The sequence below is a fragment of the Ectopseudomonas khazarica genome, assembly GCF_017915135.1.
GTDB lineage: Bacteria > Pseudomonadota > Gammaproteobacteria > Pseudomonadales > Pseudomonadaceae > Aquipseudomonas > Aquipseudomonas khazarica.
The window spans coordinates 2,197,210-2,209,652 of record NZ_CP068551.1 but is presented as its reverse complement, the minus strand read 5'-3'; the positions used below and the strand labels follow the sequence as shown (position 1 = coordinate 2,209,652).

The 12,443-nt window shown below is 66.3% G+C and carries 13 protein-coding genes; 5 read left to right on the top strand and 8 right to left on the bottom strand.

Going from position 1 to position 12,443, the window contains the following annotated elements:
• Positions 1–45 precede the first annotated feature (45 nt).
• Positions 46–657, top strand: coding sequence for a LysE family translocator (locus tag JLK41_RS10425; protein WP_037054314.1), 612 nt, complete (start codon positions 46–48; stop codon positions 655–657).
• Positions 657–1,847 (top strand): benzoate/H(+) symporter BenE family transporter, encoded by a 1,191-nt coding sequence (locus JLK41_RS10420; protein ID WP_037054316.1) that lies wholly within the window; start codon positions 657–659, stop codon positions 1,845–1,847. The genes JLK41_RS10425 and JLK41_RS10420 overlap by 1 nt, the downstream gene beginning before the upstream one ends.
• A 55-nt stretch (positions 1,848–1,902) precedes the next feature.
• Here JLK41_RS10420 and JLK41_RS10415 read toward each other — a convergent pair whose 3' ends face one another.
• The 5 genes from JLK41_RS10415 to JLK41_RS10395 form a co-directional block, all read right to left on the bottom strand.
• Positions 1,903–2,799, bottom strand: coding sequence for a bile acid:sodium symporter family protein (locus JLK41_RS10415; protein ID WP_210390960.1), 897 nt, complete (start codon positions 2,797–2,799; stop codon positions 1,903–1,905).
• Positions 2,800–2,910: 111 nt separating this feature from the next.
• Positions 2,911–3,672: an SDR family oxidoreductase gene (locus tag JLK41_RS10410; protein WP_037054320.1), complete on the bottom strand. Its 762-nt coding sequence runs from the start codon at positions 3,670–3,672 to the stop codon at positions 2,911–2,913.
• Positions 3,673–3,811: 139 nt separating this feature from the next.
• The gene (gene pyrF, locus JLK41_RS10405) at positions 3,812–4,513 is read right to left on the bottom strand and encodes an orotidine-5'-phosphate decarboxylase (RefSeq protein WP_047584319.1); all 702 of its coding nucleotides are present in this window, start codon (positions 4,511–4,513) and stop codon (positions 3,812–3,814) included.
• Positions 4,514–4,656: 143 nt separating this feature from the next.
• The gene (locus JLK41_RS10400; protein ID WP_152490105.1) at positions 4,657–5,574 is read right to left on the bottom strand and encodes a response regulator; all 918 of its coding nucleotides are present in this window, start codon (positions 5,572–5,574) and stop codon (positions 4,657–4,659) included.
• Positions 5,571–6,875 carry a sensor histidine kinase gene (locus tag JLK41_RS10395; protein ID WP_037054328.1) on the bottom strand — a complete coding sequence of 435 codons (1,305 nt, stop codon included), beginning with the start codon at positions 6,873–6,875 and terminating at the stop codon, positions 5,571–5,573. Before JLK41_RS10395 ends, JLK41_RS10400 begins: the two co-directional genes overlap by 4 nt.
• A gap of 179 nt (positions 6,876–7,054) precedes the next feature.
• On the opposite strand from JLK41_RS10395, the gene JLK41_RS10390 reads away from it, so the two are divergent.
• Positions 7,055–7,222, top strand: coding sequence for a DUF2897 family protein (locus JLK41_RS10390; protein ID WP_080756935.1), 168 nt, complete (start codon positions 7,055–7,057; stop codon positions 7,220–7,222).
• A gap of 99 nt (positions 7,223–7,321) precedes the next feature.
• The gene (locus JLK41_RS10385; RefSeq protein ID WP_210390959.1) at positions 7,322–8,080 is read left to right on the top strand and encodes a CPBP family intramembrane glutamic endopeptidase; all 759 of its coding nucleotides are present in this window, start codon (positions 7,322–7,324) and stop codon (positions 8,078–8,080) included.
• On the opposite strand, the gene JLK41_RS10380 is transcribed toward JLK41_RS10385, so the two are convergent.
• The 3 genes from JLK41_RS10380 to JLK41_RS10370 all read right to left on the bottom strand — a co-directional run bounded on the left by JLK41_RS10380 (position 8,031) and on the right by JLK41_RS10370 (position 10,396).
• The gene (locus JLK41_RS10380; protein ID WP_047584322.1) at positions 8,031–8,849 is read right to left on the bottom strand and encodes a substrate-binding periplasmic protein; all 819 of its coding nucleotides are present in this window, start codon (positions 8,847–8,849) and stop codon (positions 8,031–8,033) included. The two genes, JLK41_RS10385 and JLK41_RS10380, sit on opposite strands and share 50 nt — an antisense overlap.
• Positions 8,850–8,926: 77 nt before the next feature.
• Positions 8,927–9,712: a substrate-binding periplasmic protein gene (locus JLK41_RS10375; protein ID WP_037054335.1), complete on the bottom strand. Its 786-nt coding sequence runs from the start codon at positions 9,710–9,712 to the stop codon at positions 8,927–8,929.
• Between the two features lie 87 nt (positions 9,713–9,799).
• The gene (locus JLK41_RS10370) at positions 9,800–10,396 is read right to left on the bottom strand and encodes a TetR/AcrR family transcriptional regulator (RefSeq protein WP_167494404.1); all 597 of its coding nucleotides are present in this window, start codon (positions 10,394–10,396) and stop codon (positions 9,800–9,802) included.
• A 248-nt stretch (positions 10,397–10,644) separates the two neighbouring features.
• Here JLK41_RS10370 and JLK41_RS10365 point away from each other — a divergent pair, with 248 nt between their 5' ends.
• Positions 10,645–12,432 carry an acyclic terpene utilization AtuA family protein gene (locus tag JLK41_RS10365; RefSeq protein WP_210390958.1) on the top strand — a complete coding sequence of 596 codons (1,788 nt, stop codon included), beginning with the start codon at positions 10,645–10,647 and terminating at the stop codon, positions 12,430–12,432.
• Positions 12,433–12,443 lie beyond the last annotated feature (11 nt).

Sequence of the window (12,443 nt, the reverse complement as noted above, 5' to 3'; positions counted from 1 at the left end):
CATGCCGGCAGCGCAATAGGCTTTGCCAGTCACCGGAGAACAACAATGACGCCCGAACTCCTGCTCGCCTTCATCACCTTCGCCTTCGTCACCTCGGTGACGCCGGGGCCCAACAACATGATGCTGCTGGCCTCGGGCGTGAACTTCGGCTTGCGCCGCAGCATTCCGCACATGCTCGGTATCAGCCTGGGCTTCATGCTCCTGGTGACGGCGACAGGGCTGGGCCTTGGCCAGCTGTTCGAGCGCGTGCCCGTGCTGCACGAGGTGCTGCGCTATGTCGGCGCCGCCTACCTGCTCTACCTGGCCTGGAAGATCGCCCAGTCCGGCGCCCCGCAGAGCCGCGAGAACCCGACCGCGAAGCCCTTCACCTTCCTCCAGGCTGCCGCCTTTCAATGGGTCAACCCCAAGGCGTGGATCATGGCCATCGGCGCGATAACCACCTATACGCCGCAGGACGGTTTCTTCAGCAACGTGCTGCTGATCGCGGCGCTGTTCGCCCTCGTCAACTGCCCCAGCGTGGGCCTGTGGACGGTGGCTGGCAGCCTGCTGCGCAACTGGCTGGACAATCCGCGCCTGCTGCGCGCGTTCAACATCGGCATGGCCCTGCTGCTGGTCGCCTCGCTCTATCCCATCCTCGTCGACACTGGAATGTTCTGATGCAAGATGTCGCCCCTACCCGCCTGCGCCCGCTGGCGGACACCTCCACTTCGGCCGTGGTCGCCGGCTTCATCGCCATGCTCACCGGCTACACCAGCTCCCTGGTGCTGATGTTCCAGGCCGGCCAGGCGGCAGGCCTGAGCGCTGGCCAGATATCCTCGTGGATCTGGGCCCTGTCGATCGGCATGGCGCTGTGCTGCATCGTCCTCTCGCTGCGCTACCGCGCGCCGGTGATGATCGCCTGGTCCACCCCGGGCGCCGCGCTGCTGATCACCAGCCTGCCGCAGGTGTCCTACGGCGAAGCCATCGGCGCCTACATCCTCGCTTCGGGCCTGATCCTGCTGATCGGCCTGACCGGCACCTTCGATCGCCTGATGCGCCGCATCCCTGCCTCCATCGCCGCCGCCCTGCTGGCCGGGGTGCTGTTCAAGATCGGCCTGGAAATCTGCGTGGCAGCCGAGCAGCAGCCCACTCTGGTGGTCGCCATGCTGCTCGCCTACCTGTTCGGCAAGCGCCTGTGGCCGCGCTACGCGGTACTCGCCGCGCTGATCGTCGGCAGCCTGCTGGCCGGCCTCTTCGGCCTGCTCGATTTCAGCGGTTTCGAACTGCAGCTGGCCACGCCGCAATGGACCACGCCGAGCTTCTCCCTGGCTGCGGCGATCAGCATTGGCATCCCGCTGTTCATCGTCGCCATGGCCTCGCAGAACCTGCCGGGCATGGCCGTGCTGCGCGCGAATGGCTACGACGTACCGGCCTCGCCGCTGCTGACCAGCACCGGCCTGGTGTCGATCCTGATGGCGCCGTTCGGCAGTCACGGCATCCACATGGCCGCCATCAGCGCCGCCATCTGCGCCGGCCCGGAGGCCCACGAAGACCCGCACAAGCGCTACACGGCGGCGGTCTGGTGCGGTGTGTTCTACGCCATCGCCGGCCTCTTCGGCGCAACGCTGGCCTCGCTCTTCGCCGCCCTGCCGGCCGCGCTGATCCTGTCCATCGCCGCGCTGGCGCTGTTCGCCTCGATCATCGGCGGCCTGACCCAGGCCATGAGCGAACCGAACGAGCGTGAAGCGGCGCTGATCACCTTCCTGGTCACCGCCTCGGGCATGACCCTGGCAGGCGTCGGCTCGGCATTCTGGGGCATCGTCGCCGGCCTGCTGACCCTGGCGATCCTCAACGCCGGCAAACGCTGAGCGGGTTCAGGCGCACTCGCGAGGGGCTCCTGCGGAGCCTCTCGCTTTGCTGCGGCTACGCCCCGTCGCCCTGAGCCACCGGCTCGACCAGCTCAGCGCCGTGTACGTGGTTGACCCACAAGCCGAACAGCGCCGCCGTGACGAACATGATCAGGCTGTAGATCGCCGCCGGAATGGCCATGGTCGGGTTGTTCAGCAACGCCGGGCTCAGCGCCAGCGCGATGGCCAGGGTGCCGTTGTGGATACCGATCTCCATGGCGATGGCCTGGCGCAGATCGAGCTTGAGCAGGCGCGGCACGCAGTAGCCCACCGCCATGCTCAGCAGGTTGAAGGCCAGCGCCGCACCACCCACCGCCGGCGCGTACTCGACGAAGGTGCGCCAGTCCTTGGCCACCGCCAGCAGGATGATCAGCAGCAGGAACAGCGCCGAAACGATCTTCACCGGCTTCTGCATGCGCTCGGCGAAGTGCGGGAAACGGCTGCGCAGCCACATGCCGATGGCAACCGGACCGAGGACGATGGCGAACACCTGCACCACTTTGGCGAACTGCAGCGGAATGGCCTGGTCGGCGGACATGAAGTGCGCCAGCGACAGGTTGACGATCAGCGGCATGGTCAGGATGGCGACCACCGAATTGACGGCGGTCAGGGTGATGTTCAACGCCACGTCGCCATGGGCCAGGTGGCTGTAGAGGTTGGCCGTGGTACCGCCCGGCGAGGCCGCCAGCAGCATCAGGCCGACGGCCAGCGCCGGCGCCAGGCCGAACAGCTTGGCCAGGAAGAAGCAGGCCAGCGGCAGCAGGAGCAACTGGCAGGCCAGGCCGATCAGCACCGGCCGGGGAAACTTGGCCACGCGGGCGAAGTCGGCCAGGCTCAACGACAGGCCCAGGCCGAGCATGATGATGCCCAGCGCGGCGGGAAGGAAAAGCGTCAGCAAGGGATCGGCGGTCATTATTGTTATCGCTCCTGTTCAACCTGGCAGGATTCTGCGCAGTCAGGGCCACCGCTGACAGTGGCCCTGCGTGCCAAGATTCGCCCGTGATCGCCCCCCGCACGGGTGCGATCAGATCGCCGTGGCGCCACCGTCGACGGCCAGGGCCTGGCCGGTGGTGAAGCCGGCGTGATCGCTGCACAGGTACAGCACAGCCGCGGCGATCTCTTCCACCTTGCCGATGCGCCCGACCGGATGCATGGCGGCGGCGAACTCGGCCTTGCGCGGGTCGGCCTCGTAGGCGCGGCGGAACATGTCGGTGTCGATCACGGCAGGGCATACCGCATTGACGCGCACCTTCTTCTTCGCGTACTCCACTGCCGCCGACTTGGTCAGGCCGATCACCGCGTGCTTGGAAGCCGCATAGATGCTCATCTTCGGCGCCGCCCCCAGGCCCGCCACCGATGCCGTGTTGACGATGGCGCCGCCACCCTGGGCCAGCAGGAGCGGTATCTGGTGCTTCATGCACAGCCACACGCCCTTGACGTTGACGCCCATGATCGCGTCGAACTCGGCCTCGTTGCCGTCGGCCAGCTTGCCCTGCTCGATCTCGATACCGGCATTGTTGAAGGCGTAGTCCAGGCGGCCGTACTGGCTCAGGGTCGCCTCCATCAGGGCCTTCACCTCGGCATCGCGGGTAACGTCGCAGCGCACGAAGCAGGCGTCACCACCGGCGGCACGAATCAGCTCGACGGTGCCTTCACCGCCAGCCACGTCGACATCGGAAACCACCACCTTGAGCCCTTCGGCGGCGAATGCCTGGGCGGTGGCGCGGCCTATGCCGGCCGCGGCGCCGGTGACCAGGGCGACCTGGCCGGAAAACGTCATGCTCATGTCTGCTTCCTCGCAGCGATTCTTGTTGAATTGGCGAGGAGTCTAGCCAGACGGCTGGACGCAGAGCAGCACTATCAGGCTCTGGAGTGACAGGTCATGCAGGGCGCTGATGGCGTGGCGCCCTGGGTCGGCGCGCGGCTCAGCCCTGCAGTTCGGCGACCACGGCGGCCAGCGCCTGCGCCGGGTCGACGGCCTGGCTGATCGGACGACCGATCACCAGGTAGTCGGAGCCGGCATCCAGCGCCTGACGTGGGGTCAGAATGCGCTTCTGGTCGTCGGCACTGCTGCCGGCCGGACGAATGCCGGGCGTCACCAGTTGCAGACGCGGCTGTTCGAGCTTGAGCGCCGGCGCCTCCTGCGCCGAGCAGACCAGGCCATCGAGCCCCGCTTCGGCAGCCAGGCCGGCCAGACGCAGCACCTGCGCCTGTGGCGTTACGTCCAGGCCGATGCCGGCCAGGTCCTGCTGCTCCATGCTGGTCAGCACGGTCACACCGATCAGCAGCGGCTTGGCGCCAGCCAGCTTGTCCAGTTCGTTGCGGCAGGCCGCCATCATGCGCAGGCCGCCGGAGCAATGCACGTTGACCATCCACACGCCCATCTCCGCCGCCGCCTTGACCGCCATCGCCGTGGTGTTCGGAATGTCGTGGAATTTCAGGTCGAGAAACAGCTCGAAGCCCTTGGCCTGCAGCGCCTCGACCACTTGCGGGCCGCTGCGGGTGAACAGCTCCTTGCCGACCTTTACCCGGCACAGCGCCGGATCGAGCTGGTCGGCCAGCGCCAGGGCGGCGTCACGGCTGGGGAAGTCGAGGGCGACGATGATGGGGGTTTGGCAGGCAGGCATGGGACGGCTCTCGGGCTGGGTCAAAAACGCCGCGCATTGTAGCGCAAAGCGACCGGGCGCTGGAGCAGCACGCCACCCGGCGCCACCGCAGAACGCGCTCGCCTGCCGCAGGCCGCAGAGCAGGCGCGGCCGACGGCATGCAATCAGGCGATCAGCCGCTCTCGCAGGCGCCCGAGCATGCCCATCAGGCTGCCGACCTTTTCCTGCTCACGCTCGTCACGCGGCACCTCGGCCAGGCGGCTGACCACCTGCTGCGGCTGCGCGCGCCAGATCGCCGCCTGTTCGGCGGCAGCCTTGAGGCCCTTGTCGAACAGGCCACGGCGAATCGGCTTGGGCAGGTAGCGAAAGATCTGCGCCTCGTTGACCAGGCGCAGCAGGGCCTGGGTGTCCTGAAACGGCGTGACCACCAGACTGAGCAAGCGCGGGTGGGCCTGGGCCAGGGTCTTGAGCAGCGGCGCGGTGTCTTCGCCGGCAAGCTTGAGGTCGCTGACCAGGATATCCACGCGCTCGTTGTTCAGTTGCAGCATCGCCTCGGCGAGGTTGCGTGCACGCAGCAGGCGATGCCCCCCGGCCACGCAGAACTCGCCGACCACGGCGAGGGTGTCGGGCTCGTCGTCCAGCAACAGCAGCGAGAGCGGTGCGCTCAGCTGTTCGTGGGTAGTGGCAAGCAGCGGCTGGGCCTGACGCACGGCCAGCTCGGCGGCCTGGCGCAGGGTGAAGGCCATTTCCTGCTGATCCCAGGGCTTGGTCAGGTAGCGGAAGATGCCACCGTTGTTCAGTGCTTCCACCGCCGCATCCAGATCGGAGTAGCCGGTCAGCAGGATGCGCAGGGTGTCCGGTGCGATCTCGCGCGCCTCGGCGAGCAGCTGCGCCCCGCTCATCTGCGGCATGCGCTGATCGCTGACCAGCACGTGGATGTGCTCGTCACGCAGGCGCTGCAGGGCGCGCAGCGGGTCGCTCTCGGTCAGCACCTCGTAGTGACGCCGGAATTGCAGGGCGAGGCTGCGCAGAATGCGCTCTTCATCGTCGACGAACAGTATGCGAACGGGTGCGGACATCAGGCGCTCCTTTTCATGGCGACGGTGACGGGCAGTGGCAGGCTGATCAGGAAACGCGTGCCGCGTCCCGGTTCGGAGGCGACACGGATCTGGCCGCCGTGGTCCTGGATGATCTTGTAACTGATGGACAGGCCGAGGCCGGTGCCCTGCCCCACGGGCTTGGTGGTGAAGAAGGGGTCGAAGATCTTCGCCAGGACCTCGGCCGGCATGCCGCTGCCGTTGTCCTGCAACGAGACGTGAACACCCTGCTCGTCCGCCCAGCTGCGGATCTGGATGCGCCCGACCCCGTCGATGGCCTGCGCCGCGTTGGTCAGCAGATTGAGCAGGACCTGGTTGATCTGCGAGGGCGCGCAGGCAACGCGGGGCAACTCTCCGAGCTGCTGCACCACCTCGGCCTTGTCCTTGATGTGGTTGCGGGCGATCAGCAGCGCACTGCGGATGCAGTCGTTGAGGTCGACCTCTTCGCTCATGGCCCGGTCCAGGCGGGCGAAGTCCTTCAGGCCGACCACCAGTTCGGCGATCTGCTCCAGGCCATACAGGGTGTCCCCGTAGAGCTGCTGCAGGTCCTCGGCGAGCAGCTCCGGGGCCGCCTGCCGGCGCGCCTGTTCGGCAGCCTGCAAGGCCTCGCCCAGGCGCGCTTCGTCGCAGCCGGGATCGTTCAGGCACTGGCCCAGATGAGCCTGGGCCGCGGCCAGATCGAACAGCGGCGCGCTGAGCTCACGCAGCAGCTGCACGTTGTTCTTCACATAGCCCAGCGGGGTATTCAGCTCGTGGGCAACACCCGCCACCATCTGCCCCAGCGAGGCCATCTTCTCCGACTGCAGCAGCTGCGCCTGGGACTCCTTGAGGTCCACCAGCGCCTGGCGCAGCACGCGATTGCGCTGCGCGACCCGCGCCTCCATGGCCTTGAGCAGGTCGAGCACGGTACCCAGGCCGCAGTAGTGGCCCTGGCCATCGATGAGGATGAAGTCCTCGGTAATCGGGTACTGCAACTGCGCCGTGACCTGCTTGGCCGCCTCTTCCAGGCCGGCCTCGAGCGAGACGATCAGCGGCGCGGGATTCATCACCTCGCCCACCGGGTGGCGCCCGCGCAGGTCGCGGCCGAAGCGCTGCATGAAGATGTCCTGCAAGGTGGCGCGGCTGACCAGCCCCAATGGCAGTCCCTGGTCATCGACCACCGGCAGGGAAAGAAAGGCGCGGTGCTCGGCCGCCAGAAACAGGTCGGCCACCTCATTGATACTCATCGACGCAGCGAGTGGTTCGACCGCTCGCATCAGCGATTGCAGCGCTCTGGCTTGGGTCACGAACAGCCTCCCCCAGCTGTCTGAAAGTCGCCATTCAAACAGCGCCAAGTTGCCATCATGTGACAGAGATCACGATCGCCCCCGTGCTTCAGGCGCAGCCGAGCGCCGTCGGGGAGCCCGCCTGACAACAGACAGCCGAGCGCGTATGGTGAAGGTCCATCCCCCGAGAGGAACCCTCCATGCCCTGGTACGCCTGGCTCATCCTGGTTATCGCCCTGGGCTCCATCGTCGGCAGCCTGCTGATGCTGCGTGACACGGCGAAGAAACTGCCGTTGACCGAGGAGCAGCTCAAGCGCATTCACGAGCGCAATGCCGAACAGGACGCCAAGGACAATCGCGAACGCTGAAGCGGCGACTCATCGACCTGCCGCGACAGACTCGAACAGGGTCGCCGAACGGCTCGCCCACTCCTGCTAGACTGCGCCCCTCGCCCACGAGGAGGCGCCATGCCCCTGCACCTGCGCTTGCTGATTCCAGCCTTCACCCTGGCGCTGGGTTTCGCGACGGGTTTCATCCAGCCGATCGGCCTGCTGCTCGGCGCGCTGTTCAGTGCTGCCGTGCTGCTCGGTCATCGATCACTGCCAAACGGGCCGTGGGCCATCCTGGCCCTGCTCGGCGGCATTGCCCTGGCCGCGCACCTGTTGCCGGGCTTCAGACCATGGTCGCTATGGGAGCCGCGCAAACTGAGCCCTGACGCGGCACCTTACGCGCTGCGCCTGTCCTGGGACAAACTGCTGGTGGGCATGACGCTGCTGGCCTGGTGGCTGGGGCAACCCGGCAAGCCGGCGCTCTCCTGCACGCGCGCCGGGCTGGTCTGCATCCTCACGCTGCTCGCCGTGCCGCCGCTGGCCATTGCCCTGGGCCTGGTCGCCTGGCAGCCGAAATGGCCAGATGGGCTCTGGCTGTGGCTGGCGGTCAATCTGGGCGTTGCGGTGGTGGCCGAGGAACTGCTGTTCCGTGGTGTGCTGCAGCCCGCCCTGACCCAGCGCCTGGGCACATGGCCGGGCCTGCTGCTCACCGCCGCCCTGTTCGGCGCGGCTCATTTGCCGTTCAGCGCGCTATTCGCCCTGCTGGCTGCCGTGGCCGGTCTCGGCTACGGCCTGGCGTTCCACTACAGCGGGCGCCTGAGCCTGGCGATCGCTCTGCACGCTGCGGTCAATCTTCTGCACGTGCTGCTGCTGAGCTACCCACTACGACTGGCATGACGGCGATGCGATACGGCGAGAAGATCCGCTCGAGCTCGCCCTTGGCCCGTAGTCGCTCGAGCAAGGCGGCGAACGCCTCGGGGCTGATCGGCGAGCCGGCACGGACCATGGCGTGATGGTGGTAAACCTGATCGATGCGCTCTGAAATCAGCAGCGCGCGGGCATGCTCGCGGTTGCGCTTGATGAAGTCGTAGAGGTTCGAACGGGTGACCAGCGCAATGTCCGCCCGACCGCGCAGGACCATCAGCAGGTTGCTGTCATGGGAATGGCCGAGGTTGGCGTTGTAGGTCCGGGTCAGGAATTCAGGGTCGCTGTTGAAGTCGGCGAAGCCGTAGTGGTAACCACGGTAGAGGGCCAGGCGCTTGCCCTGCAGCTGATCGAAGTAGTCCTGGCCACGCAGCTCCTCGTCCCGCGCGACGAACAGCTCGGCATCCTCCAGCCCCATGTCGACGGCCGTGGCATCGATGTCCTGCCAGCCCCAGCTGGGGTTCTCGAAGATCGCCATGTCGATGCGCCCGCGCTGCAGATCGCCGAAGCGCCGCACGATGGCCGTGGGCAGCATGGTGAAGTGATAGTCGCTCTGCTCCTGATTGAGGGCTTCGAGCAGCTGCGGCAGCAGCCCGGTCGACTCACGCGCATTGGATTTGTCGACATAGGGAGGGAAATGCGCACCGCCGACCTTGACGGTCTCGGCTGCGGAAACTGCACCGACGAGCAACAGCGAGACAGCACTCAGCCATCCGTGAATCCAGCGCCGCGAATGCCGCATGTCGACTCCCCAAAAAAATCCTTCTTCTAGTTGTGGTGCAGCCTACCCGAGTCTTTGCTGACCAACCAGATAGTTTTTCAGTCCGCTACTACTTTGCCAGCCAATGTCAGACGATAGCGTCGAAGTAGCGCAGGAAGCTCACCATTTTCTTGTAACTCACTCAGCATTCCGGCTACCTGATCGGGTGTCAGCACCCCGCCAGGACGCAGCAACACCTGATGGCGATACTGCTGGTCGACACGCTCGGAAACCAGCAGTTCGGGCACCAGTTGCGGGTTCCGGTCGAGGAACATCTGCAGGTACGACCAGGTCACCACCGCCACATCCACCCGACGCGCCAGCAGCATCCGCAGGTTGCTGTCATGAGAATAGGTCATAAGCGCATCGAACGTATGCGCGAGGTACTCGGGATCCGCCTCGAAACCCGCGAAGCCATAATGGTAGCCACTGTACAGGGCCAGACGCTTGCCCTTCAGGTCGTCGAAATACGCCTGGCCACGCCCTGGTTCGGCTGCCGCGACGTAGACCTCGGCATCGTCGATGGAAAGGTTCAGCTCCAGGTGCGGCGTCGCGTCCCAGCCCCAGAGGCTCGACTCGAAGAAGATCAGGTCGAAGCGCCCGCCCTGCAGATCACGATAGCGGCGGGTCGCCGACGTCGGCACGAGCACGAAATGGTATTGCCGCTGCAATGCATTGAGCGCATGCAGCAGATCCGGAACCAGCCCCTGCGGATGCGGCGACTCGGGTTTGTCCAGATAGGGAGGGAAGTGGTAGCCGCCGACACGCACCTCCTGCGCCGCGATGGCCGTTGGCACATTCAGCAGCGTGAGGTAGGTAAGCAGACAAGCAACTAGCGCACGCAAACTCGACCTCGCGTCACGTAATACAGGGTGCGATACGCCTCGGAACCCGCCAACGGTCGTCATCGACCCTAGCTTAGTTCAATTTGCTCAAGCTTCCTTGCAGACCAATGACAAGGCCTCTTCGGCCAGCTGATCCAGGGTCATCGGGCCCTGGGAGCGGAACCAGGTGGTGGTCCAGCTCAACGCGCCGGTAAGGAAGCGCCGCTGGATGAACGGGTCGCCGTTGAAGTAGCCCGCGTCGCGCGCCTCGCCCAGCACCTCCAGCCAGATCTGCTCGTAGGTGTCACGCAGCGCCAGCACCTGTGCCTGCCCCGCCTCGGAAAGCGAACGCCATTCGTAGACCAGCACCGCCATCGCCTCGCCGGTACCGCCCATGATCGATTGCAGCTCGCAGCGAATCAGCGCCAGCAGGCGCTCGCGAGTGCCTTGCGCCTGCGCCAGCGCCGCACGCATCAGCGCGGTGTTGTAGACGATGGTCTCCTCCATCACCGAGCGCAGGATCTCGTCCTTGCTCTTGAAGTGATGAAAGATGCTGCCCGACTGGATGCCGATGGCGGCGGCCAGGTCACGCACCGTCGTGCGTTCGTAGCCCTTGCTGCGAAACAGATGGGCGGCCATCTGCAGCAGCTTGCCGCGTGCGCTGTCCGGGTCGGTAATCCGGCCTGTCTCGACCAGTTCCTGCATTACCGCCTGGGCCCTGTGTTCTTCCACGCTGACTGATCCCCCTCACTGCCCTGCCCGGCAATTGTTCTGATGAATTCTCGATGCTGCCGGCAAGTACTTGTCTTGCATGATGAAATGTATGCGCCGAACACCTACCAAGCAAGCGCTTGGGCGCATTTTTGGCCGTTTTGCCCTCTCCCGGCGCTTTTCAACCAAGCGCTTGCTTGGTAATGTCGACGCATCCCTTCAATGTGTCACGGGCCATCACAATGACTAAAACCGTACGCATCGGCTGCGCCTCCGCATTCTGGGGCGACACCTCCACCGCCGCCGCCCAGCTGGTTCGCGGGGCCGAGCTGGACTATCTGGTGTTCGACTACCTGGCCGAGATCACCATGTCGATCATGGCCGGCGCACGGATGAAGAAGCCCGACGAGGGCTACGCCCGCGACTTCGTCGAGGTGCTCACGCCCCTGCTCGGCGAACTGGCGCACAAGCGCATCCGCGTCATCAGCAACGCCGGCGGGGTCAACCCGATGGCCTGTGCCGCGGCCCTGAAGGCGGCCTGCGAGCAGGCCGGCGTGCAACTGAAGATCGCCGTGCTGCATGGCGACAACCTGCAGCCCAAGCTTGGCGAACTGGTCAAGGCCGGTACCCGCGAGATGTTCAGCGACGCGCCGCTGCCGCCCTTCTGTGTATCGGTCAACGCCTACCTGGGCGCACCGGGCATCGTCGCCGCGCTCGAACGCGGCGCCGATATCGTCATCACCGGCCGCGTGGTCGACAGCGCCGTGGTCAGCGCCGCCCTGGTGCACGAATTCGGCTGGGCCTGGGACGACTACGACAGGCTGGCCCAGGCCGCCCTGGCCGGGCACATCATCGAATGCGGCGCGCAGTGCACCGGCGGCAACTTCACCGACTGGCGCGACGTGCCGGACTACGAACACATCGGCTTCCCCATCGTCGAGGTCGCGGACGATGGCCATTTCGTCGTGACCAAGCCGGAACGTTCCGGCGGCCTGGTCACGCCTTTCACCGTCGGCGAGCAGATGCTCTACGAGATTGGCGACCCGCGCGCCTATCTGCTGCCGGACGTGGTCTGCGATTTCACCCAGGTGCAGCTGAGCCAGGTCGGCCCTGACCGGGTGCAGCTGCAGGGTGCCCGCGGTCTGCCTCCCGGCGACCGCTACAAGGTCAGCGCCACCCACCCGGACGGCTTCCGCTGCACCGCCAGTTTCCTGCTCGCCGGCATCGATGCCGTGGCCAAGGCCGAACGGGTCAGCCAGGCGATCATCCGCAAGACCGAAGAGCTGTTCGCCGAGCGCGACTGGGGTCCGTACCAGGAGGTCAGCATCGAGCTGCTCGGTAGCGAAGCCACCTACGGCGCCCATGCCCATCGCCGCTACAGCCGCGAAGTGGTGGTGAAGATCGCTGCACGTCACGCCAGGAAGGAAGCACTGCTGCTGTTCTCCCGCGAGATCGCCCAGGCCGCCACCGGCATGGCCCCCGGCCTGACCGGCATCGTCGGCGGACGACCGACCGTGTACCCGGTGATCCGCCTGTTCAGCTTCCTCGTGGACAAGAGCGCCTGCGCCTTGGAGGTGGAGATCGACGGCGAGCGCCAGCCAGTCGGCCTGCCGCAGGTGGCGGCCTTCGACCCGACCCAGGTGCCCGCCCCCGCTGCCCTGCCCATCCCCATGGACGACGCCGACAGCGCCGTACCCCTGGTGCGCCTGGCCGTGGCGCGCTCCGGCGACAAGGGCAACCACAGCAACATCGGTGTGATGGCGAGAAAGCCCGAGTACCTGGCGTGGATCGCCGCCGCGCTGACACCCGAGGCGGTGGCTCAGTGGATGGCCCACACTCTGGATGCCGAGCAGGGACGCGTGAGCCGCTGGTACCTGCCGGGCAGCCACAGCCTCAACTTCCTGCTGGAGAACGCGCTGGGCGGTGGTGGCGTCGCCAGCCTGCGCATCGACCCGCAGGGCAAGGCGTTCGCCCAGCAGTTGCTGGAGTTCCCGGTGCCGGTGCCAAGGGCGCTGGCTGAAGCGCTGTAGGTGCCAATCGC

What these genes read in the sequence shown, in the direction of transcription:
- JLK41_RS10425 (WP_037054314.1), top strand. Translation starts at nt 46, where the DNA reads ATGACGCCCGAACTCCTGCTCGCCTTCATCACCTTCGCCTTCGTCACC.
- JLK41_RS10380 (WP_047584322.1), bottom strand. Translation starts at nt 8,849, where the DNA reads ATGCGGCATTCGCGGCGCTGGATTCACGGATGGCTGAGTGCTGTCTCG.
- JLK41_RS10370 (WP_167494404.1), bottom strand. Translation starts at nt 10,396, where the DNA reads ATGCAGGAACTGGTCGAGACAGGCCGGATTACCGACCCGGACAGCGCA.
- JLK41_RS10390 (WP_080756935.1), top strand. Translation starts at nt 7,055, where the DNA reads ATGCCCTGGTACGCCTGGCTCATCCTGGTTATCGCCCTGGGCTCCATC.
- JLK41_RS10365 (WP_210390958.1), top strand. Translation starts at nt 10,645, where the DNA reads ATGACTAAAACCGTACGCATCGGCTGCGCCTCCGCATTCTGGGGCGAC.
- JLK41_RS10420 (WP_037054316.1), top strand. Translation starts at nt 657, where the DNA reads ATGCAAGATGTCGCCCCTACCCGCCTGCGCCCGCTGGCGGACACCTCC.
- JLK41_RS10410 (WP_037054320.1), bottom strand. Translation starts at nt 3,672, where the DNA reads ATGAGCATGACGTTTTCCGGCCAGGTCGCCCTGGTCACCGGCGCCGCG.
- JLK41_RS10415 (WP_210390960.1), bottom strand. Translation starts at nt 2,799, where the DNA reads ATGACCGCCGATCCCTTGCTGACGCTTTTCCTTCCCGCCGCGCTGGGC.
- pyrF (WP_047584319.1), bottom strand. Translation starts at nt 4,513, where the DNA reads ATGCCTGCCTGCCAAACCCCCATCATCGTCGCCCTCGACTTCCCCAGC.
- JLK41_RS10385 (WP_210390959.1), top strand. Translation starts at nt 7,322, where the DNA reads ATGCCCCTGCACCTGCGCTTGCTGATTCCAGCCTTCACCCTGGCGCTG.